The sequence below is a fragment of the Photorhabdus sp. CRCIA-P01 genome (assembly GCF_003545805.1).
Lineage (GTDB): Bacteria > Pseudomonadota > Gammaproteobacteria > Enterobacterales > Enterobacteriaceae > Photorhabdus > Photorhabdus antumapuensis.
This window is the reverse complement of record NZ_NMQR01000018.1, coordinates 58,331-84,822: the sequence shown is the minus strand read 5'-3', so window position 1 is coordinate 84,822 and position 26,492 is coordinate 58,331. Positions and strand designations below refer to the sequence as shown.

Genomic DNA, 26,492 nt, shown 5'->3' with positions numbered 1-26,492 from the left:
GTTATATTCTCCGCTTACCCCTCTAACATGCAAATCAGCTAAATATAATCGAGAAAATCCTTTTCCTTTTTTTACCGGGATCCCTGTTATTTTTTAAAGCCGGGTTTTCCGTTTTTAGCTCGCCATTCTTTAATGTTTTTTGTTATTGCTTCGGGAGTACACTCACTATCAGAAGTAGCATAATAAATAATGTCTGTTCCTGATGGATATTCAGTAATTTTCTCAAAATGAGATAATAATACATTTAGCTTTTCATCTGTTTTTGCAAGATTTTCTTTAAAAATTTCTTTCATAAATTCAATAAATTCAGCTTCTGTATAAAATTCTATCTTATTTTTCAGTTCCATATTATTTCTGCCCATTATTAGAATGCATTTCAACATGTCGTTTTGGTGTAACCACTTGTAGATTATCTAGATCATAAATATTTCCACCATTTTTGACCAGATCCACATGATGGATTTCAAAAGAACACCTTTTTCCTAACATATAAACACGGATAACGGTTTATTAACCGCAATCTAATAAAAGTAGAAAATTGGAAAAAATATTCCAGAAAATTTTTCCCCAACGACAATTATATAACTAACTCAAACGCTAATACATCCACTCTAAAATCAGTTAAATATGAAAAATGAATGTTTGTATTAGGGTATTGTTCACTTAATTTACGTGTATAAGCATCAAACCCACCCATAAGCCCTATTACCGGAACCTTTTTAGGACCACCGCTGGAATCAGGTTCCCCCATGAGTGTTCTAACGGTTGTTTTATCCATTGATTTTAAAAATGGAGGAGGCATATCACCATTATATGAATCATTATTATCATAAACATTGATTAATACAAACTCCACTGAACACAGTCTCCTTGAAACATTGTGAAAAGTTAACCTCAGACCGGGCTCTGGTTTACAAAAAAACGTATCATCTCCTTCAAAGAAATATTCAAACCTATTATCTGGAATAATCTGTTTTTCAATTAGTTGCTCTGCTGTCTGCACCAAGTTATCAATTAACTCTTTAATGTTGATTTCCATTATTTTATAACCAAAATCTGGTATGCAATAGAATAAAACTTCGATGTTAAACATGGGTAGTGGTTTGTAAGCCTCTACCCTATCAAAGCAGGAAACTGGAAAAATGACTCCAAATCGTATTTCTAAAATAGAATTAATTCTTCCTCTGCTCATTCCGTTTTTAAGATATCTCTACCACGTAACATTTTCAGCACGAAGGAAAGTTATTGTCTCAACCTGCTCAAACAAATCATAGGATAATTGTATATAAATACTTTCCTCAGATTCAGGTACATTGTAAAGGTAGAGGTCTTTCCAGCCATATTGACGGTTAAACACCTTGCATGGTGGAAAGGACTTAATTGCTGGCCCCAAATGCTCCTTAATCCATTCACGTGTCATTGAATTAATCAGAGGAGGTGGCAATTGATTTGGGTAAACATAACGGGGCCGTTCTTCATCGATCAATGTCAGAGTGACATGTGTCAATTTCTTACTAGCCCGATCGAAAGCTAGAAATACCCCCTCTTTCTGCATATCTAACGACACATAATCATCACCAGAGTCTCCTCTAGGCTTACTCTTATAAGGAATTAACCCTTGATCAAAAATTTCCTGATAGGTTATTCCTAAACTATTAATTAATGCATTAACACTGATAGCCATTATTTATATAACCCCTGTTTCTGATTTATATCGTGGATCTTTTGGTGAGCTTGCTCCAGTTCTTGTTCACTAAACCCTTCTTCCTCAAGGTAGGGTTTTATAGCATTAAAATTATTGTCTACAGCTTGTTTTAAGTCTTTTGCATCCCTTGCGATTTGTTCTGGTGTATTACGACCTCCATAGGTTTCACTGTATTTCTGATGTACTTTCGAAGGAATGATAATAGCTGCAACATCTTTTACCTGTTTGTTTTGTTCTTTTGGTGCCAACGTGGGATTTAGCCTTTTTGCTGCTGCTTTTACAGCCGCAGCCGAAGGAATATGATCCGCATGCATACCACCTCTTAACCGACCATTAAAGTTACGATATAAATCCACTTCCAGCGGCTTCACCGGCGGTTTACTCAAATACACATACACCGGCGGCATATTCGGAATGGGGAGTACCAAAATATAATCGCGGAAATCCTTCTCTTCCGGCATAGGGAACGATTCAATATCGCTGCCCACTTTATCCGGGATCGGCAACACGGTTATTTGTGACGGAATAAACGGCTGTTCTTCATTCCCGGTATGGGCCGGAACTTTGAATTCCTGTTCGTTCGGCGTCCATAAAATCGTCGGCCGGTTCTCTCCCGGCTCCCAGAACTCGTAATTACCGGTGGTCCGATTCAGCGTCATCATGCGAACCGGCACTTTATCCAAACCGCCTTCCGGGCTGACGTGATACCCCTGAATGGTCATCCTGCCGCTTTTTTCATCTCTGATCCAGCGAAAACGCACGCGAGTAGAAGCTTTACCATACTGTTCCGCTATCTGTCTCAGACGATACGGGGTTAAGTAATCTTCCTCTCCGTCATTCAACTTAGGTGAATAAAACAGCCCCATTAACCCAACCGTTACCGGATTGGGTGCCGCCAGCCAGCGCCCGGCACTGATGGCGCCACCACCAATGTAACGCATCACCAGCCCTTCCCCTTCCGCTACTGCGCTGCGGGCAGTCGCAGCCACGGCGGTAGCGGCTGCTTCGGCTTTCTCTTCACCATCACGGAACCACCGTTTATACCACGGTAATTTTTTATCCTGCGGTTTATCCGGTTCAGGTGGGTGTTGCTTGCCCTGTGGAGGCGGTTCTGGTTTTTGCAGCGTTACGGGAGCAGGAGATGACGGAACCTGATATACCGCCATCCTGCCGAAGTTGTTCGCGGGTTCAGCCTCAGTTCCGGCATCGGTACAACCTTTGCCCCGCAAGCAAGATTTCGTAAACACCGGTATTGGCGGCGGTGCTTTCGGGACAGGCGTCGGCCCGGACTGAACACCTGCTGTTTTCCCCGCAGGCGATGAGAGATTCTGCGCAGCCATATTAGCCGGAGCCACGGACTGATTGACCGGCTGAGATTCTTTCTCATAGCAATCCATAATGGAATTGATAAACCGAGCCTTACAGGGACAGGTGCTGACACTATCCAGTGTGCCGGCCAGCCGTTGTCCCATGTCAAACATATCTGATATACCACCGACTATCATGTAAGTACCAGAATGTTTACCACAGGTAACCTTATCCCCTTCACGAGCGGTTGCCCGTCCATCAAATGTCATGGTGTGGTCACCAGTAATAATCTGGCCGCCACAGGTTGTTTTGTCACCTACGAGCAGGAAATACCCTATTGCCATCTATTCACTTCTCCATTGACTAACCACATGAAGAGTGGTTCTGACTGGAATCATCATGTTCTTACTACCTATTACTTAATATTAATGATTAACAATTCATCAGATTTCACTTTAGAAAGATATAGGAATATTCCGAAAATTGATGATTTTTTTGTCTCAGACAGGTGCAAAAACCCATATTTATAAACAATTTTCATACAAAAACATAACAAATATGGGCATGACTACTGCGATAATGGTGTAAAGCTGAAAAGGTAATGACGCGGTATGTTTGGGAAGCTGATGAAAAAAACAGTGAACGGTGGCTTTGCAGCCGAAAAACAATATTCAGGAAAACAATACTCAGAAAATCAAAACGCTGACCAGAAGATCAGCGCTTTGTTATTCATTTCATCAAATATTCATTATTGACCAAACATCTCCCGCAACCAGCCCGGTGCTTGTTCTTGTTGCTGAACAGGCTCTGACACTGCTGTCTGCTGGCACAAACTCTGTGGATCATAAGTCCAAACCGGTAATGTTCTCCAACCACTACCACTACAGCTAAAGCTACCATCCTGATTAACCGCCATATCGACAATGCCTTCTGGTGGAATGTTATTCAGCATCAGCGGAGTCTGATTTTCCAGATAACGGCGATATACGTTCAACGCTCCTGTAGCCCCCGTCAGATTAGTCGGTTCGTTGTTATCACGACCAACCCATGCAATCACCACTTCTTTACCATCGATTCCCGCAAACCAACTATCACGCAGATCATTGGTAGTGCCCGTTTTACCTGCCAGATTATAGCGACCAAACTTGGCCGTCAGAGAACGAGAAGTCCCTCTCGCCACAACTTGCTGCATACCATATAGCGTCAGATAAGCCGCCTGAGCCGGTACAGCCCGTTCAGCCTGTGGGTAACTCTGATATATCACCGTGCCATCTTCCGTGATAACAGAACGTAATGCGGAAAGTGTCGCACGGTTGCCACCGCTCGTCATCGTCTGGTATTCCTGCGCCACTTCTAATGGCGTCAAACTAAGAGAACCCAGTAACATCGCTGGAACCTGCTGAATCACCTCCTCCGGTACGCCAAGCCGGATCAAGGTGTTGCTGACATGATCAAGGCCAACCGCCAACCCAAGATTCACTGTAGGAATATTCAATGAACTCGCCAGCGCATCTATTAACATGACACGCCCACGGAAACGACGGTCATAATTTCTCGGTTCCCAAACCTTACTGTTCGGCTGTTTTACCGTAAGAGGTTCATCCGCCAGCCAAGTATTCAACCGATATTGATCAGGTTCACTCAATGCCGCCAAATAAGTAGAAGGTTTTGCCAATGAACCAATTGAACGACGTGCCATCATCGCTCGGTTAAATCCAGCATACTGAGGTTGAGAGCCCCCAACCATCGCCCTGATTTCACCACTGATGCGATCGACAATCACCATTGCCCCTTCAAGGTCAGCAATTTTGCGGGTTTTTCTCAGGCTGGCAATCCCCTCTTCTACTGCGTTTTCAGCCGCATCCTGAGATACCGGGTCCAATGTAGTGAAGATTTTCACGCCGGACAGGTCATTCACTCTATCCCCCAGTCTGTCCTGCAACTCTTTACGAACTAGCTGCATAAATGCCGGTTGTGGGGTAATAACACCACTTTTCGGTTTTACTCCCAATGGGCGAGCACTCAGTAACTTGTAAAGATCTTCATCAATAATTTGCTGATTTTGTAAAAGTTTAAGTACTACATTACGACGTTGAAGAGCGAGTTTAGGATTACGCCACGGGTTATAAAGTGAAGCTCCTTTTACCATACCAACCAGCAATGCTTGCTGATCCAAACTCAATTCATCCACCGGGCGACCAAAATAATAGAGGCTCGCCAGTGGGAATCCTCGGATCTGCTCATCACCACTTTGGCCTAAATAAACTTCGTTCAGATACAGTTCGAGAATCCGATCTTTGCTGTAACGATAATCCATCAGCACAGCCATATAGGCTTCATTGGCTTTGCGTACCAAGGTACGTTCATTGGTCAGGAATAAGTTTTTGACCAATTGTTGCGTCAGGGTGCTTCCTCCCTGAACCGTGCGCCCGGCAGTCAAGTTAGCCAGTACTGCGCGCCCAATGGAAAGAATACGGATACCATCATGTTGATAAAAATGACGATCTTCGGTCGCCAGCAAGGTGTTAACCAGTAACTCTGGGAAACCAGAACGTGGCACAAATAGCCGCTGCTCCCCATTGGGGGACTGCAACATGGTAATCAGCTTCGGATCAAGACGGAAGAACCCAAACTGACGCTGATTTTCCAGATTTTCGATCCCCGCCAAACGGTTATCGCTGAAAGTCAGCAAAGCGTGGATCTGCCCCTCTTTGCTGTCTGGGAAATCAAATGGACGGCGCAGCATCTCAATGGTTTCACCTCTGACAGAAAACTCCCCAGGACGAGTAATTTTCGTCACCTGGCGATACTGCATCCCTTCCAGCAGATGTACCATCTCTTTTTTACTGTAGTTCATACCCGGTTCAAGGTTGACCATTCGGCCATAAACTGCCGCAGGTAACTCCCAAACTTTTCCATCAATGCGATCGCGGATTTTAGCGTCCAGATAGACACCATAAGCCGCCAGTAATACGGCAAAAATAGTAAATATCTTGAATAACAACCAGAACCAACGCCACTTTTTCTTCGGTGGACGGGAATACATTCCTTTCTTTGTCATGGGTTGATCCTCTTCATTATCGTAGTCGTCATCTTCGTAACCATCATCATAATCATCCAACAAATGCCGTCTTTTCGATGGCGGTTTACGGCGGGACACCGGTTTCTTGCTTTTACGTCCGATTGGTTGATGATCTTCACTAGACATTCCAAAATTCTCCAAAGCCATTCAAACGCTGAATAATGGGTATTCATATCTTTTTTAATGAATTTATTCGCCTACAAGAAAGTTGTTAAATTCTATTACGAATATTTTTTTACCCGCCGAGTGGGTGTCGTATTTGCCGGATCATCCGGCCATAGATGTTTTGGATAGCGCCCCTTCATCTCTTTTTGCACTTCCCGATATGCCCCCTGCCAAAAAGCAGCCAAATCTTGCGTGATCTGCAATGGGCGCTGGGCCGGCGATAATAATTCAAGCACCAATGCTATCCGCCCTTTTGCCAACGATGGACTTTGCTGCTCTCCATACATTTCCTGCATCCGAACAGATAATACTGGTGGTTTATCACTGAAATAACAGATTGCTATCCGACTGCCGGTAGGGACAGTGTAATAAATAGGCAGTTCATTATCCAGACATTGGCGCTGTTGCCAATCCAGCAAATTTTCCAGTGCCGGCAACAAATCAATCTGTTTCAGCCCTTTCAAATCACGCACACCAGTAAGGAACGGCATTAACCAATCATCGAGAGAAGCCATTAATACATCATTATCTACTGCCGGCCACTGCATTTCAGGCAACCATTTAGCCGCACATTGGATACGGATGCACAACTGAATAGCCGCTGGTGACCAGTTCAGCTCATGTAATCCCTCACTGCGTAACCAGTTTAGCAGGGCCTGTTGTAATTGCTCATCTGAAGGCTTTGCCAATCGTTGGGCTTTTACTGTCAAGCTGCCACATTGCAGCCGTTTCCATGCTCGCAACGTCCCTTTGTTATCATCCCATTCAACGACACTCTGCTCACTGAATAAATTCGGTTGTTGCTGTACCAGTCGTTCAATATCCAGAGAACAAGCTAGCAAAATACGCGCGTCAGGATTTCTGCTGTTTTGTAATAATGAAGGAGCCACCAGCCACGATTCGCCAGATAACTTTTCATCATCATCGATCATCACCCCCAAACCATTAGCCAGTTGAAAACGCCCTCCCTTATCCCGATTTTTGGCTATTCTGTCAGGGAAACCCTGGGCTAATAGCATTGCAGCAAATCCACAGTCTGGCTCACCAAAATGATCACCCATATTGCTAGCTAACCGTTTTGCCCGCCGTAACCAATGAGCTTGTCGCTGCTCAACCCAATAAGTGATGTCCGACTGACCATCACGGGGCGGCTCCTCCAGAATCGCGGTCAGCATAGCGGCGGTTGCCAGCATATCGGCCCCTTGTTCCAACCCTGCACATAACATTGCAGCCAGGCGCGGATCACTACCGGATTCCGCCATTTTTCTGCCTCTGGACGTTAACTGACCATGGTTATTAACTGCACCTAACCGTAATAATAGCGATTTGGCTACTGCCAAAGCTGCGTCAGGGGGCATATCTAGCCAGTGCAATTGGGAAATATCATGACACCCCCACTGCAATAAGGAGAACCATAAGCCACTGAGATCAGTATTCAGAATTTCGGGTTCACTATACTCTGCCGCTCTTTCTGCCTGTTCTTGGCTGAATAGATGCCAACAAATTCCCGCTTCCAACCGTCCTGCACGGCCAGCCCGTTGCGTCATAGAAGCTTGACTGATGCGTTGAGTGATTAGGCGGGTCAATCCATTTTTGGGTTCAAAACGCGTCGTGCGTTCAAGGCCACTATCAACCACCAATCGAATACCTTCAATCGTTAAGCTGGTTTCGGCAATGTTGGTCGCCAAAACAACTTTACGGCGTCCACGTGGTGAAGGTTCGATAGCTTTTTGTTGGTCAGCCAATGACAACACACCGTATAACGGGCACAAATCGGTATCCTCAGCAACTTTCCCGCTAAGAAGTCCAAATACCCGTTGAATTTCCCCACTCCCTGGCAAAAACAACAGCATAGAACCTTGTTCCTGTTGGAGTAACCGCAATACAACCGTAGCTACACTCTGTTCAAAAGGTTGGTGAGCAGGCAAAGGACAATAATGTCTAGTCACAGGAAAGCTTCGTCCTTGAGAAGTAACCACTGGCGCATCAGGTAACAAAGCAGAGAGCCGCTGATTATCCAGTGTGGCTGACATGATCAAAACGCGCAGATCATCCCGCAACCCTGCCTGTACATCCAGCAACAATGCCAGCGCCAAATCAGCCTGCAAACTGCGCTCATGGAATTCATCCAGAATCACCAGAGAAACCCCTGTTAGCATCGGATCTTGCTGTAACATACGGGTTAAAATACCTTCCGTTACCACTTCAAGACGGGTAGCCGTGCTCACTTTCGTTTCTGAGCGCATCCGATAACCCACGGTCTGACCGGTATTTTCATTCAGTTGAACCGCAAGACGATTGGCAACGCTGCGAGCGGCAATCCGCCGTGGTTCTAACATTATGATACGCCCAGAGAAATTGGCTTTTTTCAGAATTTCCAATGGCAAAGCCGTCGATTTCCCGGCACCGGCCGGAGCATGAAGCAGGACCTGTTGTGAACTTTTCAACGCACTCAGGACAGGTTCGACGACCTCATATACAGGCAATAAAGACACAAACACTCCATACAAAGAAAGTTAACTTTCAACCGCCGGCATTGTAGCATTGCCTGCTTCAATCTTATGCCATCAGTCATGCAGGAGTTTTTATGGAATTCCATCCACCCTTACAATCCGCCACGCTAATTCGTCGCTATAAACGTTTCCTGGCTGATGTCATCACACCGGAAGGTGAAACACTGACTATCCACTGCGCCAATACGGGTGCAATGACTGGCTGTGCGACACCGGGAGATACGATTTGGTATTCCACCTCTGATAATCCAAAACGTAAATACCCCAACAGTTGGGAATTGACAGAAACACAGGATGGTCACTGGATTTGTGTCAATACGCTCAGAGCAAATGATTTAGTCGCCGAGGCTATTGCACAAAATGCCATTCCAGAATTTTCTGAATATAAAAAAATCAGTCGGGAAGTGAAATATGGCGAAGAGAACAGCCGGATAGATCTACTGTTACAAGCAGAACAACAAGTTAATTGCTATATTGAAGTGAAATCAGTGACACTGCTCCAAGAAAATTGTGGCTATTTCCCAGATGCTGTCACGACCCGTGGACAGAAGCACTTGCGGGAATTGCAACACATAGCAGAGCAAGGGCAAAGAGCGGTTTTATTTTTTGCTGTTTTGCATTCTGGGATCAATCAGGTCGCCGCGGCTGCACATATCGATCATAATTATTCATCTCTTTTGGAACAAGCGCAAAACTCTGGGGTCGAAGTTATCTGTTACCAGGCCAACATGACGGGAAAAGGGATGGTTTTAGGCGATAAGTTAACTTTTTTACTGAAATGATTAACTTACCGATTCACCTAATATTTGCAGCTAGGTTGTACAAGGTGTAAAGGCATACAATACATTTGCTTCCACACCATAGTGAAACTAATGGCAGGAACAATTGCCAACCCATGTTCCATCTGCTATTTATAGCGGCCTGTTTTTTCCCCCGCTAGGGGTTTGTTTGATAGTGCGTGTGTAGGAGAAGTATTATGCAAGAAGGGCAAAAACGTAAAACCTCGTCCTTAAGCATTCTCGCCATCGCTGGGGTAGAACCTTACCAAGAAAAGCTAGGTGAAGAATACATGAACGATGCCCAGTTGGCGCATTTCAAGCTAATTCTTGAAGCATGGCGCAATCAGCTCAGGGATGAAGTAGATCGTACTGTATCTCATATGCAAGATGAGGCAGCGAACTTCCCTGATCCAGTTGACCGTGCGGCGCAGGAAGAAGAATTCAGTCTTGAATTACGTAACCGCGATCGTGAGCGTAAATTGATTAAGAAGATCGAGAAAACCCTGAAAAAAGTCGAAGATGACGATTTCGGTTTTTGTGAATCCTGTGGCATTGAGATCGGCATCCGTCGTTTGGAAGCCCGTCCAACCGCAGATTTGTGTATTGATTGTAAAACTCTGGCCGAAATCCGTGAAAAACAGATGGCTGGCTAATTAATGGTGTTCTGAATACGGCGTCTTCATGACGCCGTATAAATCCCCATATGATAAAATCTGAACGTTCCCGGGCTTATATTGGGCGTTTCGCCCCATCGCCTTCTGGTGACCTGCATTTTGGTTCATTAATCACTGCCATTGGCAGCTATTTGCAAGCCCGTGCTTGCCAGGGAAAGTGGCTGATACGTATTGATGATATTGATCCGCCTAGAGAAGTTCCCGGTGCTGCCGGCCGTATTCTTCACGCACTTGAGCATTACGGTTTACATTGGGATGGTGAAATTCTCTATCAATCTCAGCGCCATGAGGCTTACCGTCATCTCCTTAATCAATTGCAACAACAAGGGTTAAGCTATTACTGCACCTGTACCCGTCAACGCATTCACCAGATTAATGGTTTTTATGACAGAAACTGTCGTGAATTAAATTTGCCTGCTGATCATGCAGCAATTCGATTCAAACAGCGTCATCCGGTTTACGGTTTTGAAGATAAGTTGCAAGGATATCTGAACACCGATCCGGTCATGGCCGAAGAAGACTTTATCATTCATCGTCGCGACGGTTTATTCGCCTATAATTTAGTGGTTGTTATTGATGATGATTACCAAGGGGTGACCGAAGTGGTAAGAGGGGCTGATTTGATCGAACCAACCGTCCGTCAGATTGCGCTTTATCAGCAGCTAAATCTCAAAATACCTGACTATATTCATTTACCACTCGCTCTGAATAAGGATGGCAATAAACTTTCCAAACAGAATCATGCTCAGCCGATTCCATTAGATGATCCCCGGCCATTACTGATTGAGGTATTATCTTTCCTTAATCAATCTGTTATAGAAAACTGGCAAGATCTTTCTCGTGATCAATTGTTGAAAAAAGCAACAGCACGTTGGGATCTGGACCGAATTCCACAACAAGGTAAAATACACAGGTAACATGAATAAAGTGACGGTTAGTCATAACAACCATTCTCAAAAAATACACAGTAGGCTATGATTAGCCGCTGTTTTTTATTTGTTTTATATGATTAGTTACTTATCGAGGTGTACCATTTTTAACCGAGTAGCAAATTTCTGCCGTAACTTATTGATCCGCGAAGGGAAAACCAACCGCGAACCACAGGCAGCCAGTGAAAGATCAGTCACCGGATCTAACAGTTCTACTCAGGAAGAGTACGTAACTCTTCACTCTAATCGCCAAAACCCTTATCAACCCTTATCCAATATGAAAACACCAAGGGAGGTTGAACAGGAGAATCCTCATTCGGATTTATCGATAACGATAATTCCACGGGAACAACATAGTATTTCCCGCGGAAACATCAGTGAAAATGCACTGAAAGTCCTTTACCGTCTGAATAAATCCGGCTTTGAAGCCTATCTGGTTGGCGGTGGTGTTCGCGATTTATTACTCGGTACGAAACCGAAAGATTTTGATATTGCCACCAGTGCAACGCCAGAACAGGTGCGTAAATTATTTCGTAACTGCCGTCTGGTTGGACGCCGCTTTCGCTTAGCTCATATTATGTTTGGTCAGGAAGTGATTGAAGTCGCAACATTCCGTGGGCCACATGAACAAACAGGTTCTGATGATAAAAATCAGTCACAACAAGCACAAAGCGGTATGCTACTGCGGGATAACATCTTCGGTTCAATTGAAGAAGATGCCATGCGCCGCGATTTCACCATAAACAGTCTCTATTACGCCATCAATGATTTCTCTCTGCGTGATTATGCCGGTGGCCTTCATGATCTGGAAACCGGTGTTATCCGCTTGATTGGGGATCCTGAAACTCGCTATCGAGAAGATCCAGTAAGAATGCTGCGCGCGATCCGTTTCGCTAGCAAACTGAATATGACCATCAGCGAAGGTACCGCCGAACCTATTTCTCGTTTGGCTTTTCTGCTGAGTAATATTCCACCTGCCCGTCTGTTTGAAGAGTCTTTAAAACTTTTACAAACCGGTCAAGGCTACAGCACTTATAAACTTCTGCGCGAATACCGCCTATTTCAACCACTTTTCCCATTGGTTCAACGCTATTTCACCGAAAATAACGATTCGCCAATGGAACGTATACTCAATCAGGTTTTGAAGAATACCGATTACCGGTTACAAAATGATAAACGGGTTAACCCGGCGTTTTTGTTCGCCGCAATGCTCTGGTATCCACTGGTTGAACATGCGGAAAAACTATCTCAAGAAGGTGGCTTGGCTTACTACGATGCTTTTGCATTGGCTATGAACGATATTCTGGATGAGCAATGCCACTCCATTGCCATTCCTAAGCGCCTGACAACCATCATGCGTGATATCTGGCAATTACAGTTACGTCTGCCACGCCGTCATGGTAAACGGGCAAATAAGCTGATGGAACACCCTAAATTCCGTGCTGCCTATGATTTGCTGGAACTGAGAGCCAATGTTGAAAATCGCAATGAGCTAAAAGATCTTGTCCATTGGTGGGGAGAATTTCAGCAAGTCAATGCATCACAGCAACGGAGTATGATTTCCGAACTGGGCAGTGAGATTGTCCGTCGTCGTACACGACCTCGCCGTCACTATAAACCAAGACTGAGCAGGAACAGTTGATAAATTATGGCTTGTGTTTATATCGCTGTTGGTAGCAATCTGGCAGAACCTATGCAGCAAGTAAAAAATGCACTTGCTGCATTAAAAGACTTACCAGAAACAGAATTTATTACCTGCTCCTCGCTGTATCGTACTAAACCGATGGGGCCGCAGAATCAACCTGATTTTCTGAATGTGGCAGTCGCACTGGAAACCACGCTAACACCGGAAGAATTACTCAATTACACTCAGGCGATTGAACTGGCCCAGGGACGGGTAAGAAAAAATGAACGCTGGGGGCCAAGAACACTTGATCTGGATATCATGCTATTTGGTGATCAGGTGATTAATACCGAACGCTTGACAGTCCCCCACTACGGACTAAAACAGCGCGAATTCATGCTCTACCCGTTAGCTGAAATTGCCCCTGATCTCATATTTCCTGATGGGGAAGCTTTATCTGAAAGACTGAAACATATCCCAGAAAACGGCCTGGCACTTTGGCTGCAACCGCAGTCCTCTGATTCTAATCACTACATATAAGGATCTCAGTTCAGTCCGTGGCCGATTTCTGTATATAACAAGAAAAATCGCAGGAGAAGGAAGATAGATGATGAAACCAATGACCATGACTGATCTGAATCAGCTCAAAAAAGAAAAACGTAAATTCGCGACTATTACCGCTTATGACGCCAGCTTTGCCCACCTGTTTGCCGAGCAAGGCATCGATGTCATGCTGGTTGGTGACTCACTGGGTATGACTGTGCAAGGGGCTGATACCACCATTCCAGTGACGGTTGAAGATATTATCTATCATACTCGTTGCGTCCGTGCCGGAGCACCTTATACTTTTATTATTGCCGATATGCCCTTCATGAGTTATGCCACACCAGAGCAGAGTTGTGAAAACGCTGCCAAGCTTATGCGTGCTGGCGCTAACATGGTGAAACTTGAAGGCGGTAGCTGGTTATACAATACCATTAGCATGCTTACCGAGCGTTCTGTACCCGTTTGCGCTCATTTAGGGCTAACCCCCCAGTCAGTCCATATTCTGGGCGGTTATAAAGTTCAAGGACGTGATGAAGTATCAGCGAATCAATTGATAAAAGATGCAATTACCTTAGAAAAGGCAGGCATACAGCTGCTAGTACTAGAATGCGTACCCGTTGAATTGGCTAAACGTATCACCGATGAATTACAGATCCCGGTAATTGGTATTGGCGCTGGTAATGTGACTGATGGACAAGTTTTAGTGATGCATGACGTACTAGACATTACAGCAAATCCGCCTAAATTTGCGAAAAACTTCCTTGAAGAAACAGGAAATATACGTGACGCCATCCGCTTATATAAAGAACAGGTGGAAAGCGGTACCTACCCTGGAATAGAACACTCATTTTATTAATAAATTACCCTTGTTAGCCCGAAGGCTGTAAACACATTAAGGAGTATTAAGCAATGCTGATTGTCGAGACTGTACCGATTCTACGCCGTGAAATCCGCCGCTGGCGTCAGGAAGGAAAACGCATTGCACTAGTGCCAACAATGGGTAACTTGCACGACGGCCATATGACGTTAGTCGATACAGCCAAAGGGCAAGCAGATATTGTGATCGTCTCTATTTTCGTCAACCCGATGCAGTTTAATCGTCAGGATGATCTGGCAAGATATCCCCGTACTTTACAGGAAGATTGCGAAAAACTTCATCAACACGGTGTCGATCTGGTATTTGCTCCTGCTGATAAGGAAATATACCCTGATGGTATGGAACATCAGACTTATGTTGAAGTTCCTGGGCTTTCCACCATGCTGGAAGGGGCCAGTCGTCCCGGTCATTTCCGTGGTGTTTCAACCGTGGTGAGCAAACTGTTCAATCTAGTACAACCCGATTTAACCTATTTTGGTGAAAAAGATTTTCAACAATTGCAGCTTATTCGCAAAATGATTGCCGACCTGGCTTATGATATTACTCTGGTTTCAGTACCCACTGTGCGTGACCAAAGTGGCCTGGCTCTCAGTTCGCGTAATAACAATTTAACAACCGATGAACATCGAATCGCCCCAGAACTCAGTAAGATCATGCGATCTATCGCTGAAAAAATGGCCCAGGGTGAACGCCACATAGAACAGTTGCTCACTCAAGCTTCCGCACAGCTACACGGAGCGGGCTTTGTACCTGATGAGTTGTTTATCCGTGACGCCGAAACATTGGCGCCGTTAAATACCGAAAGCAAACAAGCCGTTATTCTAATGGCTGCCTGGTTAGGGCAGACCCGTTTGATCGATAATCAGCAGGTAGATTTAACGCAATAATCGCCGTTGTATCAGGCGTTATTGATGCAAAAAGGTTCTAAATTGTCATCTAATCAGGAGAAAAACCATGTTGCGCACGATGCTACAGGGGAAATTGCACCGGGTGAAAGTCACTCAGGCAGATCTGCATTATGAAGGTTCCTGTGCAATTGATCAGAATTTCATGGATGCAGCCGGTATTCTGGAATATGAAGCTATTGATATCTATAACGTGGATAACGGCGAGCGTTTTTCCACTTATGCTATTGCCGCTGAACGTGGTTCTAGAATAATTTCAGTTAACGGAGCAGCAGCACGGCGTGCTGCGGTAGGTGATAAGCTAATTATTTGTTCATATGTACAAATCCCTAACGAAGATGCCCGTCACCATAAACCTAATATCGCTTACTTCGACGGTGATAATATTATGAGCCGTATAGCTAAAGCTGTGCCGGTTCAAGTGGCCTGAGTTAAGCAGTCCCCTAAAATTGGCAAGCAAAATTTAGGGGACTATTATAAATAGCAACTTTTAATGAAATCGTTATTCATTGCAAAAGAGATGTATTACAAGGCACCAATATTCCCAACTTACCGCTGACATTAAAATAGCATCGATGATTTTCACTATTAACTCTGTTAGCCAAATCGATTAAATTATCAATATCGTTAATTTCATGCCTTTCAAAAGATTGCATATATCTGTTCATCTCAACGAGATGAAGCATTTGTTTAATTCTAGCCTCAATTCCTACATCTCTAACGTACTGACTAAATTTCGGGGAGATCCAGAATAATAGCTCCATCATACCGTTTAATCGTTCTGTAAGAGTACTAATTACATCCTCTTTTGCAGTCACATTGTTCACACGCCATGCCGGTTCATTATGTGATATACGATTACGAAATACACGGACCTCTTCGATACGACGGCGAATAATATCCCTTTGATGAAATGCAACATTTTTTCTAACTCCGACACGTGGTAACTTCTTAAATACTTTGCTGAGTCCGTTAGGCCAGAGAAAATGATTATTAGAACCATCATAGAAATGTTTATCTAGCAAATATTCCCAAGTGGAAAAATCAGTTTGGGAAATCACCTGATCCAATGTTGGTATAGACGAAACAATACCTTTTTCTTCAAGTGATCTCATTGCTGATTTTTTAGCTGATTTCATATTAGCTTTGAAATTTTTAACTTGTTCAGCACTTATCGATTGCCCTTGATCATTTATATCCTGATTAAAGGGAATTAAATCGAACCAATATTGACCAGAGGAACCAAAATATTTCGCCTGGGCAACATTATTCATGGCATTACGAAGAGCAACTTCTATCAATTGAACTAATGGATAAAAAGCACTCACTACAGCAAGATTCCAACAATACGCACCAAATAATTGGGAATTATTCCTAGTTATCAACGATGTTCTATAGCTTGTTAAACGAGCTTTGCTCAATAACCGTTCTGGCTCTGAGTAATCATAGTTATGAGGCATAATAAATTGTCCTGACCTTGATTTATATCATTATCACAAGGTTATGAATCAATTGACAGTATCGTCAATAAGATGTACAGTTTTTCACGTAGCTAGTTGACGGTTCTTCTCCCATCTTAGTCATGGTGCCAGTTCCCCAACATAAAGCGAAGGAATATCAGCCCCGAAATCATAATTAATGGTTTCGGGGTTTTTCATTTATGAAGCTATTTAAGTCCTCAACCCCCGTCCTGTTTCAATCAAATACCAGGCAACAAGATAAAAAACCACAATAAATGCTGTCAAAACACTTAATGTAATTATCAAAGAAACATCAGTAATTCCCAAGAAACCATAACGGAAACCACTAATCATATAAACGATCGGGTTCAGCTTGGAAACCGCTTGCCAAAATGGGGGTAATAATGTCAATGAATAAAACACCCCACCGAGATAGGTCAGTGGCGTTAATACGAAAGTCGGAATAATGCTAATATCATCAAATGTTTTAGCAAAAATCGAATTCAGCAAACCACCGAGTGAGAACAGAATAGAGGTCATCAATAACGTGACAACAATCATCCACCACGCATGAATATGAAGCGGCACAAAAAATAGAGAAACCAATGTCACCAGAATACCGACACAGACACCACGGGCAACACCACCACCAACAAAACCCACAATAACTATGTGTGTCGGGACCGGCGCTACCAATAATTCCTCAATACTGCGCTGGAATTTCGCGCCAAAGAAAGAGGAAGAAACATTGGCATAAGAGTTAGTAATCACCGACATCATAATAAGGCCAGGGACAATAAACTGCATATAATCGACACCACCCATTTCTCCAATACGCGAACCAATCAAGCTACCGAAGATAACAAAATAGAGCGACATGGTAATAACCGGCGGTAATAAAGTCTGTACCCAAATACGACCAAAACGGGTAATTTCTTTAATCCAGATAGTTTTTAGCGCCACCCAGTACAACTGAATCATTGACTATCTCCTTACTTGTTATTCACCAAGCTAACAAACAACTCTTCCAGACGGTTCGCTTTATTACGCATACTCAAAATATGAATCCCCTGAGCACTTAATTGGGTAAATACGCTATTTATTCCCTGACCACGTTGAACATCCACTTCCAAAGTCGAGGCATCCAGCAGTCGATAATCATATCCTACCAGTTCAAGAATTGGGTTTTGCGTTGCCAGATCGAATAAGAATGTTTCAGATTCCACCCGACTGAGTAAATTTTTCATGCTGGTGTTTTCCACCAATTCACCATGCTGAATAATACCAATATTACGGCACAGCATTTCTGCTTCTTCTAAATAGTGAGTCGTTAGAATAATTGTCGTTCCCTGTGCATTCAGCTGTTGCAAAAAACTCCACATAGAGCGACGAAGTTCAATATCAACACCAGCAGTCGGTTCATCAAGGATCAATAACTTAGGCTGATGCATTAAAGCACGTACAATCATCAGACGCCGTTTCATCCCACCAGACAGACGAATTGCCCGTTGATTACGTTTTTCCCACAAATCTAACTGCGACAGATAGGTTTTCGCTCTAGCTTGCGCCACTTTTCGCGGCACACCATAGTAACCGGCCTGATTGAGAACAATCTGCAACACCGTCTCAAACGGGTTAAAATTAAATTCCTGCGGAACAAGACCTAACTGACGTTTAGCATTCACAATATCAGTATCAATATCATAGCCAAACACCTTAACCTTACCGCTGCTTTTGTTTACCAGAGAGCTAATAATGCCGATTGTGGTGGACTTCCCTGCACCATTCGGACCCAATAATGCGTAGAAGTCTCCAACTTCCACATTCAGGTCTATCCCACGCAGCGCCTTAACGCCATCAGTGTAGGTCTTGGTAAGCTGCGTTAACTCCAATGCATAAGTCATAAATTACAAAACACCTTTATTATCTGGTCGCTTTTGCGTGCAATATGAAAACATAATGCTCCTTTTCTGCCTGACTTTCTTTGCAAAAACAGCAGAAAGATTAAAAACAAACAGCAACAAAATATTAAAATTTTAATTGATGTTGTATATGATTCTATCTTAAAGAAACACTACCAGGCTATGAATCATGATGAAAAAAATAGAAGAGCTGCTTGCCAATAACAAGCAGTGGTCAGAATCGGTTAACGAAGAAAACCCAAATTTTTTCAAAGAATTAGCAAAAGCACAAAAACCTCGATTCTTATGGATTGGTTGTTCAGACAGCCGGGTACCCGCAGAAAAACTAATTGATGCCGCCCCCGGTGACTTATTTGTTCACAGAAATGTTGCAAACCTGGTTATTCATACTGACTTAAATTGTCTTTCAGTTATTCAATATGCAATAGATGTACTGGAAGTTGAACATATCATTATCTGCGGACACTACGGTTGCGGTGGTATCGAAGCCGCAATTGATGGCACCGAACTGGGATTGATTAACAACTGGCTGCTGCATATCCGCGATCTCTGGTATAAACACAGTTCTATGCTAGGTGAATTACCGCCTAATGAACGCCTGAACCGTCTGTGCGAAATCAACGTTGTTGAGCAAGTGTATAACCTTGGTCACTCAACTATTATGCAAGCCGCATGGAAACGGGGACAGAAAGTGATGATCCACGGCTGGGTTTACGGTATTCATAATGGTCAATTGCAAGATCTTGAAGTGACGGCTGATAGCCGTGAAAAGCTGGAACTTGCTTATCGTCAAACTGTATCTAAATTGACGAATAAGAAGTAAGTTTTCCAAGCTACTGATAAAATACGCTGTGGAAAAGGTTATATTTAACCTTTTCTATAGTGTAATTAATAGCTATTTTTATTTTTCAAGTTTATATATATGGTAATAAAGAGAAAACAATCTGAAAAATAAGTATAAATTTAGTTATATCCATCGGTAAATTAAGATCTACGAATAGATAAACCATCATCGATTAAAGGATTATTTAAGGTTGGTAATTAATCATTTTATCACCACGGTTTTTTCATATTCGCTGTTTGGATAAGACGTTCATTTGGAACAGCCGGAACATCAAGTTTAGCAATAAAAGCATTAAAAATTTCTGGAGAAACAACCATAAAGAAATGCCCCAATAAAGTATTTTCAGCATCACTCTTGATTGTATCAAAGATATATTCAGTAACGGTTTTCCCCTTCACTTTTGCTGCTCTATTTATTAAATCCCGATCCTCCTGCCTAATCCCCAAGTTGAGTGTCTTATTTTTACGGCTCTCACTAATTACGTTCATTTCAAGTCTACTTATGCTATAAGTGATATAAAAAACACACAAACATAACACTATTATCATCACATTTTTAGAGCAATGTAATAGGTTTTTAATTTATTTTTATAAGATTATACAATAGAATGCTCATTAGTGTAAAAGTCAGTATCTTTTTGATTAAATTAACACGCTAAAGTATAATAGTAAAAACTTTTATTATGCAGAAATAAAACATCCAACAATTAATCCATTAAATTAATCAGGTAAATCAGAATATTTTTGACAATTTCTGTAATTATTTCTAGAATCGAAAAATTACTTATCCTCAATAATGTAAAATGAATAATTAACCTGAATATCCATTAATTATCATTCATTGAATAATTAAATATTACAGAAATTATATGTATTTATTGACATGCAATGACAACTTCCGCATAGTGTGCATATACAGTATACGAGACTAGTATGATTAAAAGCTTCAAACACAAAGGATTGGAAAAATTTTTCAAAACTGGTTCTACCGCTGGCATTCAGCCTAAACATGCCCTAAAGCTGCAAATCCAGCTAACTGCATTGAATATGGCTAAAAAACCAGAAGATATGAATGCCCCTAGCTGGAAACTTCATCCACTAAAAGGAGCAAATCTTAACGGTCACTGGGCAATATCTGTTAACGGTAATTGGCGTTTAACATTTAGATTTGAGGGCGAAGATATAATTCTCGTTAATTATCAAGATTATCACTGAGGGCAATAAAATGAAAATGCATAAACCAGCACACCCAGGTCTAGTTTTGCGTGAATATCTTGGTGACATATCTGTCACAGAGGCAGCAAAGGCTCTCGGTATAACCAGAGCTGCACTATCCCGCATATTAAACGGCAATGCAGGAATATCTGCTGATATGGCCCTGCGACTGGAAGCTGCATTAGGTACCCGTGCCGAAATGTGGACAGGAATGCAATCTCAGTATGAACTGTGGATTGCCTCACATCACAAAAGACCAGAAATAAAACCAATACTAGCTCACCCCTGATAGCGTAATAAGGAGGCTTTATTTAGCCAACCGCAACACTACACACCATGCCTGAATCACAAAGCCAAAAACGGCAACCCAAAAGTTGCCGTTTTCAAATGCGATAAAAATTACTCTTCTAGCAAAGTCACATGGCCAATATAAGGCAGATGACGGTAAAGTTGCGCATAATCGATACCATAACCCACCACAAATTTATCCTCAATTGAGTAACCAATCCACTCAACCGGAACATTAACTTCACGGCGGGAAGGTTTATCCAGCAAGGTACAAATTGCCAGTGATTTTGGCTCACGCAGCGCCAAAATTTCACGCACTTTATTCAGGGTATTACCTGAATCAATAATATCTTCCACAATCAGTACATGCTTACCGCGAATATCCTCGTCCAGATCTTTAAGGATTTTCACATCGCGGGTGGAATTCATACCGCTACCGTAACTGGAAGCCGTCATAAAATCGACTTCATGAGGAATCTGAATTTCACGGCATAAATCAGCCATAAAAATAAATGAACCTCTCAGTAATCCGACCAACACCAGCTCACTACCGCCTTCACGATAGTGTTCAGTAATCTGTTTTCCCAGTTCAGCAATACGTTGTTTAACCTCCTGTTCGGAGATCATAACTTCTACAGTGTGTTTCATTATAAAGTTAACCAATTGTTTTTAATGAATAAATATATGAAAATCAATAAAATATTATAACCAGTTGATATGCCAATTAATACGACATTCTTCTAGCAATCAATATTATTGAATAATTCCTTTTCCCTAGGATATCTAAAGGCAAGTATGGCATAAGATAAGGATGTTTATAGTATTTAGAAGAGAAACCAATCTATAGATCATACACCAAAACTATTATTCAGTAATATAGCTCACCATTAACCGAGAAATTGCTCTAACGATACCAATATGTTGCGCTTCTGACCACGTTTCATTGTTGGGGAACACTTAACCGCCTTATAAACTTCACGCAACAATAATCAGCGACTTTACCCTTAACAATATTATGATAATCAGTGCTAATCCTTCCCTTAATATCGCTAATATTAAATGCCGCATGAGCAACTAATTTGTCACCATCTTTGCAACTGGCCGCTATCACTTCCAATGGAATCTCACCATTCTGGTCAGCGGCCATCCAAACACTATCGTGACTGATATCACGTATTTCTTTAAAAGAAAGATTCCCATACTTCTCAATTGCTTCATTTATGCAATCAATATCTGAATCACTGAATACATCTTCATCGAAATTACGTAAAGCACGTACTTGATGATTTCCATTACTGCCGTCTACTGACAGAGATGACCGAATAACATCAATGTCACACCCATTCGGGATAAAACGTCCATCACCTCTGGCTATCTTTATAATGTCATAAGCATTTTCTGCGACAGGCCCATCTTTCATCGCAAGATAATTATCACCGGTAATAAGCCGTCCATAATGTTCTAAATGGAGCCTGTCAGCAAAATACAGAATTTTACCCACATGATAAATATCAGGGATTGGCGCTACAGAGGCAACATACAGAATAGCCTCTACAGCCTTTTCTGAGTCAAACCTTACATTAAGCATCTCAACACCTTCATTTAAACAGGACAAATAACACTCAAAAATCTGCGTCTATGTTAGTGCCTACAGCAATCACTGTACAACGCTTTGTGGTGTTCTATATGATGCCGACCACCACCATGGCCTAAAAAACACAATAAAACAAAATCAGAGGCAATGTGAGCAAGATTATTTACTAACAGTAAAACCCAGCATCATCCCGGTATCCTCATGCTCCAGCAGATGACAATGCGCCATAAATGGATGTTTAGCTCCCGCCGTATGATTGAACTGAACCAACACTTCACTCTCTTTACCTTCCACATGAACAATGTCTTTCCAACCACTGCGGTGAGTGGCAGGTTTGCGGCCATTTTCACTCAAAATGCGAAAACGAGTGCCGTGAATATGGAACGGATGCAACATCATGTCGCCAACTCCCGAAATCACCCAACGCTCATACTGCCCCTGTTTCACATCAAAAGCAGGTTCTGTTATGGAGAAAGCCTGTCCATTAATGGTGTTCGCATGATGGAAATTTAATTCACCACCATGATGCATATCTCCGTGGTTCATATTCCCATGATCCATGACCATACCCGCCATAGCTCGCTCACCGTAGCGCTCAGACAGCAACATCATTCCCTGCATATCCAGACGACTATCCATCGCCAGATGTAAACGACGCCGATTCAAACCACTAAAAGAAGGCAATGCAGGAAGCGTGGCAAGCTGTTCCGACAGTATTGTGCGGCTAGAAAAAAGCTGAGGCTGAATACGTAAAACCGGCAGTGGTTGATCGAACGGCGGTAATGTCATTCCTATCTGAACCACAGGCAACGTCACCAGATCGAAAGATTTGCCATCCGAAGCATCTATTACTACCTCAAAACGTTCTCCCGCCAGAATCGATAACTCATTAACCGCAACCGGTTCCGCTAATAAACCACCATCACTGGCAATAACATACAATTGACGGCCATCACTGGTCGCAATATTAAGGCTACGAGCATTACAGCCATTTAGTAAACGCAGACGTAACCAGCCGCGCGGTGCAGTATGTTGGGGCAAAATAACACCGTTAGTCAGCATCATATCGCCAAACCAACCAACAGCAGCACTCATTACATCCAGTTGATAATCAATCTGACCAGCGTTATTCAAGCGTTTATCCTGCAACATCACCGGAATATCATCCACACCCCATTGGTTTGGTAAACCTGTATTAATACTGTTCTTATCTTCAATCAGTACTAATCCACCAAGCCCCATTGCAACCTGATAACCCGTCTTGCCATGCGTATGCGGATGGAACCAACAAGTCGCTTCCGGTTGTTCAGGCGTAAAACTGACCGTCCGGTTCCCTCCTGGCGTAATCATCGCATGCGGGCCACCATCGGCTTCGCCAGTAATTTCCAAGCCATGCCAATGAACCGTGGTCTCTTCTGGTAGATGATTACGAATATCAATAGTGACAGGTTTACCTGAAATCAATTTCAGTGCCGGACCTAGTAAATCACCGTTGTAACCCCAAGTTTTAGTCACCGTTCCTACTTTAAAACTGGATTTTCCCGCTTTGATTTCAATAGCGATTTTACCTGTCGCATCTGGCTCTAGTTGTGGAGGGATAGGTAATACCGGATAAGATTCAGCAAAGGAGAAACGACTCCATGCAGGCAACATACTGGATACACCCATAACGGCACTTAATCTGATAAAATCACGTCGTTGCATATTCACCTCCTGGTTAAATCAACCCAAAAAATAGACAACAAAAAAACATCTCATAAAGGAAACGTAAGGGCTACCCTTACAGGAAGGTCAAGCGATGGGAATGTGATTTAAATCGATCTTTACAGTAATTTAAAAAAATATATTTTTCCGGACAAAGATATTAATATGTTAACGTAATATGACATTGATTGATTATAATAATACAAATGCGAAAATTAGCTCTCTTGACTTACATACTGGTTCTTTTCGGTTTTTCCCACCCCGCAAAAGCGCTGACAGAAAATGAAGCTGAAGATCTGGCCGATCTGACAGCGGTGTTTATCTATCTGAAATATGACTGTGGTTACAGCCAAATCCCTGACCGGGAAATTAAGCGGGCCATTATCTATTTCGCTCAACGTAATAAGTGGGATTTGACCAATTACAACAGCCAATTGATGGATAGACTCAATGAAGAAAGCTATCAGGATCTGAAAGGTATTTACCTCTCCAATGCGATAAAGTGCCATGCCCTCGCCAGAGATTCGTTGAGCTTATTTGCCTACGTGAAGTAGTTCCGCCCCTCATACCCCTTTAGGGGTAAATTTCACCGTGCAACTGTGAGGATTGTTGGCTATTATGTAAGCCCAATTTTCACGGCCATCACAGTGGAGGAAAGCTGCGGCATGTCACAAAAAGAAACTTGGTACGAAACCCTTCACGCCAATTTTGGTCAGTATTTTTCGGTCGATAAAGTGCTTTATCACGATAAAACTGAGCATCAGGATTTGATTATCTTTGAAAATGCGGAGTTAGGCCGCATCATGGCGCTGGATGGCACAGTACAAACGACTGAACGTGATGAATTTATCTACCACGAAATGATGGCTCATGTTCCTTTGTTCGCCCACGGGAACGCTAAACGAGTACTGATTATCGGCGGTGGTGATGGCGGTATGCTGCGCGAAGTCCGCCGTCATCAATACCTCGAAAACATCACTATGGTTGAAATCGATGCTGGCGTAGTTGAATTCTGCCGTCAGTATCTGCCTAACCATAATGCCGGTGCTTATGATGATCTACGCTTCAATCTGATCATTGACGATGGTGTTAATTTCGTTAATACCACCGATCAGAAATTCGATGTCATTATCTCCGACTGCACGGACCCGATCGGACCTGGTGAAGGATTATTCACATCTGAATTCTATCAAGGTTGCCAACGTTGTCTAAATGAAGGTGGCATTTTTGTTGCCCAGAATGGCGTCTGTTTTCTACAACAGGATGAAGCGGTAACCAGCCATAAAAAATTGAGCAACTATTTTGCCGACAGCAGTTTCTATCAGGCTGCTATTCCAACCTATTACGGCGGAATAATGACCTTTGCCTGGGCGAGCCAGAACCCGGCACTACGCCATATGGATCTGGCAATATTGCAACAGCGCTTTGACAACACAAGTTTTACCTGCCGTTACTACAATCCAGCCGTTCATGTAGGTAGCTTTGCTTTACCACAATATCTGCTGGATGCACTATCTGAGAACCCATAATCACCCATTAGCCAGGAGGTGAAATAAATTGCACAAGCTGAAATTGCACGGCTTTAATAACCTGACAAAAAGCCTGAGTTTTTGTATTTACGATATCTGTTATGCAAAAAGCCAAGCTGATCGGGATAGTTATATCGCTTATATTGACGAACAATATAACGCTAACCGTTTAACGGAAATTCTTAGCGAAACATGTTCGATCATTGGTGCAAATATTTTGAATATCGCCCGCCAGGACTATGAGCCACAAGGGGCGAGCGTTACCATACTCGTCAGCGAAGAGCCGATGGACCCCAAGGATGTAGACAATACTGAAAATCCAGGTCCGTTACCCGATTCCGTCGTTGCTCATTTGGATAAGAGCCATATTTGCGTTCACACTTATCCAGAAAGCCATCCGGGCGGCGGCATATGCACTTTCCGGGCTGATATTGAAGTATCAACCTGCGGTGTTATTTCACCTCTCAAAGCACTGAACTATCTGATCCACGAATTAGAATCAGATATTGTCACGATGGATTACCGCGTCCGTGGTTTCACCAGAGATGTGAATGGCATGAAACACTATATCGATCATGAAATCAGTTCTATTCAGAATTATATGACCGAAGAAGTGCAATCACAGTATTACATGATGGATGTTAATATTTATCAAGAAAATCTATTTCATACAAAAATGATGCTGAAAAGATTTGACCTGAATGATTACCTATTTAATGCCACACCAGAGCAACTCAGTGAAGCTGAAAAGCTGGAAATTACCCATCTCTTGAAAAAAGAGATACAAGAAATCTATTATGGACGTAATTTACCTGCTGTTTAACTTTCAC

The 26,492-nt window shown here is 42.7% G+C and carries 29 protein-coding genes; 15 read left to right on the top strand and 14 right to left on the bottom strand.

Annotation, left to right across the window (positions count from 1 at the left end; genetic code table 11):
- Positions 1–86 precede the first annotated feature (86 nt).
- The 5 genes from D3222_RS12745 to D3222_RS12725 form a co-directional block, all read right to left on the bottom strand.
- A complete protein-coding gene (locus D3222_RS12745; RefSeq protein WP_118986506.1) occupies positions 87–347 on the bottom strand; it encodes a bacteriocin immunity protein in 261 nt (86 codons plus the stop codon).
- Between the two features lies 1 nt (position 348).
- The gene (locus D3222_RS26725) at positions 349–489 is read right to left on the bottom strand and encodes an HNH endonuclease signature motif containing protein (protein ID WP_118986505.1); all 141 of its coding nucleotides are present in this window, start codon (positions 487–489) and stop codon (positions 349–351) included.
- Between the two features lie 88 nt (positions 490–577).
- Positions 578–1,192 carry a DUF6392 family protein gene (locus D3222_RS12735; protein ID WP_232832505.1) on the bottom strand — a complete coding sequence of 205 codons (615 nt, stop codon included), beginning with the start codon at positions 1,190–1,192 and terminating at the stop codon, positions 578–580.
- An 18-nt stretch (positions 1,193–1,210) separates the two neighbouring features.
- Entirely contained in the window at positions 1,211–1,684 is a 474-nt protein-coding gene (locus D3222_RS12730) for a DUF6392 family protein (RefSeq protein ID WP_118986504.1), read from the bottom strand.
- Positions 1,684–3,357 carry an S-type pyocin domain-containing protein gene (locus D3222_RS12725; protein ID WP_118986503.1) on the bottom strand — a complete coding sequence of 558 codons (1,674 nt, stop codon included), beginning with the start codon at positions 3,355–3,357 and terminating at the stop codon, positions 1,684–1,686. The genes D3222_RS12730 and D3222_RS12725 overlap by 1 nt, the downstream gene beginning before the upstream one ends.
- Positions 3,358–3,639: 282 nt before the next feature.
- On the opposite strand from D3222_RS12725, the gene D3222_RS26450 reads away from it, so the two are divergent.
- Complete coding sequence (locus tag D3222_RS26450; RefSeq protein WP_255417033.1) at positions 3,640–3,768, top strand: hypothetical protein; 129 nt, start codon at positions 3,640–3,642, stop codon at positions 3,766–3,768.
- Here D3222_RS26450 and mrcB read toward each other — a convergent pair.
- Complete coding sequence (mrcB, locus tag D3222_RS12720; protein ID WP_118986502.1) at positions 3,762–6,221, bottom strand: bifunctional glycosyl transferase/transpeptidase; 2,460 nt, start codon at positions 6,219–6,221, stop codon at positions 3,762–3,764. The two genes, D3222_RS26450 and mrcB, sit on opposite strands and share 7 nt — an antisense overlap.
- 95 nt (positions 6,222–6,316) lie before the next feature.
- Positions 6,317–8,755: an ATP-dependent helicase HrpB gene (gene hrpB, locus D3222_RS12715; RefSeq protein ID WP_118986501.1), complete on the bottom strand. Its 2,439-nt coding sequence runs from the start codon at positions 8,753–8,755 to the stop codon at positions 6,317–6,319.
- Between the two features lie 92 nt (positions 8,756–8,847).
- Here hrpB and sfsA point away from each other — a divergent pair, with 92 nt between their 5' ends.
- The 8 genes from sfsA to panD all read left to right on the top strand — a co-directional run bounded on the left by sfsA (position 8,848) and on the right by panD (position 15,537).
- Positions 8,848–9,555: a DNA/RNA nuclease SfsA gene (gene sfsA, locus D3222_RS12710; protein ID WP_118986500.1), complete on the top strand. Its 708-nt coding sequence runs from the start codon at positions 8,848–8,850 to the stop codon at positions 9,553–9,555.
- 194 nt (positions 9,556–9,749) lie between these two features.
- The gene (gene dksA, locus D3222_RS12705; protein WP_118986499.1) at positions 9,750–10,205 is read left to right on the top strand and encodes an RNA polymerase-binding protein DksA; all 456 of its coding nucleotides are present in this window, start codon (positions 9,750–9,752) and stop codon (positions 10,203–10,205) included.
- Between the two features lie 50 nt (positions 10,206–10,255).
- Positions 10,256–11,143, top strand: a complete 888-nt coding sequence (gene gluQRS, locus D3222_RS12700; protein WP_118986498.1) for a tRNA glutamyl-Q(34) synthetase GluQRS — start codon at positions 10,256–10,258, stop codon at positions 11,141–11,143.
- A gap of 289 nt (positions 11,144–11,432) precedes the next feature.
- Complete coding sequence (gene pcnB, locus D3222_RS12695; RefSeq protein ID WP_232832506.1) at positions 11,433–12,797, top strand: polynucleotide adenylyltransferase PcnB; 1,365 nt, start codon at positions 11,433–11,435, stop codon at positions 12,795–12,797.
- Between the two features lie 6 nt (positions 12,798–12,803).
- The gene (folK, locus tag D3222_RS12690; RefSeq protein ID WP_118986496.1) at positions 12,804–13,319 is read left to right on the top strand and encodes a 2-amino-4-hydroxy-6-hydroxymethyldihydropteridine diphosphokinase; all 516 of its coding nucleotides are present in this window, start codon (positions 12,804–12,806) and stop codon (positions 13,317–13,319) included.
- A 70-nt stretch (positions 13,320–13,389) separates the two neighbouring features.
- Positions 13,390–14,181, top strand: a complete 792-nt coding sequence (gene panB / locus D3222_RS12685; protein WP_118986511.1) for a 3-methyl-2-oxobutanoate hydroxymethyltransferase — start codon at positions 13,390–13,392, stop codon at positions 14,179–14,181.
- 53 nt (positions 14,182–14,234) lie between these two features.
- A complete protein-coding gene (gene panC / locus D3222_RS12680; protein WP_118986495.1) occupies positions 14,235–15,089 on the top strand; it encodes a pantoate--beta-alanine ligase in 855 nt (284 codons plus the stop codon).
- 67 nt (positions 15,090–15,156) lie between these two features.
- Positions 15,157–15,537 (top strand): aspartate 1-decarboxylase, encoded by a 381-nt coding sequence (gene panD, locus D3222_RS12675; RefSeq protein ID WP_118986494.1) that lies wholly within the window; start codon positions 15,157–15,159, stop codon positions 15,535–15,537.
- A 76-nt stretch (positions 15,538–15,613) separates the two neighbouring features.
- On the opposite strand, the gene D3222_RS12670 is transcribed toward panD, so the two are convergent.
- The 3 genes from D3222_RS12670 to D3222_RS12660 form a co-directional block, all read right to left on the bottom strand.
- Complete coding sequence (locus D3222_RS12670) at positions 15,614–16,567, bottom strand: Abi family protein (protein ID WP_118986493.1); 954 nt, start codon at positions 16,565–16,567, stop codon at positions 15,614–15,616.
- A gap of 210 nt (positions 16,568–16,777) precedes the next feature.
- Positions 16,778–17,548, bottom strand: a complete 771-nt coding sequence (locus tag D3222_RS12665) for an ABC transporter permease (RefSeq protein WP_118986492.1) — start codon at positions 17,546–17,548, stop codon at positions 16,778–16,780.
- Positions 17,549–17,559: 11 nt separating this feature from the next.
- Positions 17,560–18,471 carry an ABC transporter ATP-binding protein gene (locus D3222_RS12660; protein WP_118986491.1) on the bottom strand — a complete coding sequence of 304 codons (912 nt, stop codon included), beginning with the start codon at positions 18,469–18,471 and terminating at the stop codon, positions 17,560–17,562.
- Between the two features lie 187 nt (positions 18,472–18,658).
- On the opposite strand from D3222_RS12660, the gene can reads away from it, so the two are divergent.
- Positions 18,659–19,312: a carbonate dehydratase gene (gene can, locus D3222_RS12655; protein ID WP_118986490.1), complete on the top strand. Its 654-nt coding sequence runs from the start codon at positions 18,659–18,661 to the stop codon at positions 19,310–19,312.
- Positions 19,313–19,542: 230 nt separating this feature from the next.
- Here can and D3222_RS12650 read toward each other — a convergent pair whose 3' ends face one another.
- Positions 19,543–19,821 (bottom strand): type II toxin-antitoxin system TacA family antitoxin, encoded by a 279-nt coding sequence (locus tag D3222_RS12650; RefSeq protein ID WP_118986489.1) that lies wholly within the window; start codon positions 19,819–19,821, stop codon positions 19,543–19,545.
- A 444-nt stretch (positions 19,822–20,265) separates the two neighbouring features.
- Here D3222_RS12650 and D3222_RS12645 point away from each other — a divergent pair, with 444 nt between their 5' ends.
- Positions 20,266–20,547, top strand: a complete 282-nt coding sequence (locus tag D3222_RS12645; RefSeq protein ID WP_118986488.1) for a type II toxin-antitoxin system RelE/ParE family toxin — start codon at positions 20,266–20,268, stop codon at positions 20,545–20,547.
- A 10-nt stretch (positions 20,548–20,557) separates the two neighbouring features.
- The gene (locus D3222_RS12640; protein WP_118986487.1) at positions 20,558–20,836 is read left to right on the top strand and encodes a HigA family addiction module antitoxin; all 279 of its coding nucleotides are present in this window, start codon (positions 20,558–20,560) and stop codon (positions 20,834–20,836) included.
- Between the two features lie 110 nt (positions 20,837–20,946).
- On the opposite strand, the gene hpt is transcribed toward D3222_RS12640, so the two are convergent.
- The 3 genes from hpt to cueO form a co-directional block, all read right to left on the bottom strand.
- On the bottom strand, positions 20,947–21,483 hold the full coding sequence (hpt, locus tag D3222_RS12635) for a hypoxanthine phosphoribosyltransferase (RefSeq protein WP_118986486.1): 537 nt from the start codon (positions 21,481–21,483) through the stop codon (positions 20,947–20,949).
- A 292-nt stretch (positions 21,484–21,775) separates the two neighbouring features.
- Positions 21,776–22,423, bottom strand: coding sequence for a Panacea domain-containing protein (locus D3222_RS12630; protein ID WP_118986485.1), 648 nt, complete (start codon positions 22,421–22,423; stop codon positions 21,776–21,778).
- A 165-nt stretch (positions 22,424–22,588) separates the two neighbouring features.
- Positions 22,589–24,133 (bottom strand): multicopper oxidase CueO, encoded by a 1,545-nt coding sequence (gene cueO, locus D3222_RS12625; RefSeq protein ID WP_118986484.1) that lies wholly within the window; start codon positions 24,131–24,133, stop codon positions 22,589–22,591.
- A gap of 206 nt (positions 24,134–24,339) precedes the next feature.
- Between cueO and D3222_RS12620 the strand changes: the two genes are divergently transcribed.
- From D3222_RS12620 to speD, 3 genes are all read left to right on the top strand, one after another.
- The gene (locus tag D3222_RS12620; RefSeq protein ID WP_118986483.1) at positions 24,340–24,687 is read left to right on the top strand and encodes a YacC family pilotin-like protein; all 348 of its coding nucleotides are present in this window, start codon (positions 24,340–24,342) and stop codon (positions 24,685–24,687) included.
- A gap of 111 nt (positions 24,688–24,798) precedes the next feature.
- The gene (speE, locus tag D3222_RS12615) at positions 24,799–25,662 is read left to right on the top strand and encodes a polyamine aminopropyltransferase (RefSeq protein ID WP_118986482.1); all 864 of its coding nucleotides are present in this window, start codon (positions 24,799–24,801) and stop codon (positions 25,660–25,662) included.
- Positions 25,663–25,690: 28 nt separating this feature from the next.
- Complete coding sequence (speD, locus tag D3222_RS12610) at positions 25,691–26,485, top strand: adenosylmethionine decarboxylase (RefSeq protein WP_118986481.1); 795 nt, start codon at positions 25,691–25,693, stop codon at positions 26,483–26,485.
- Positions 26,486–26,492: the final 7 nt, after the last annotated feature.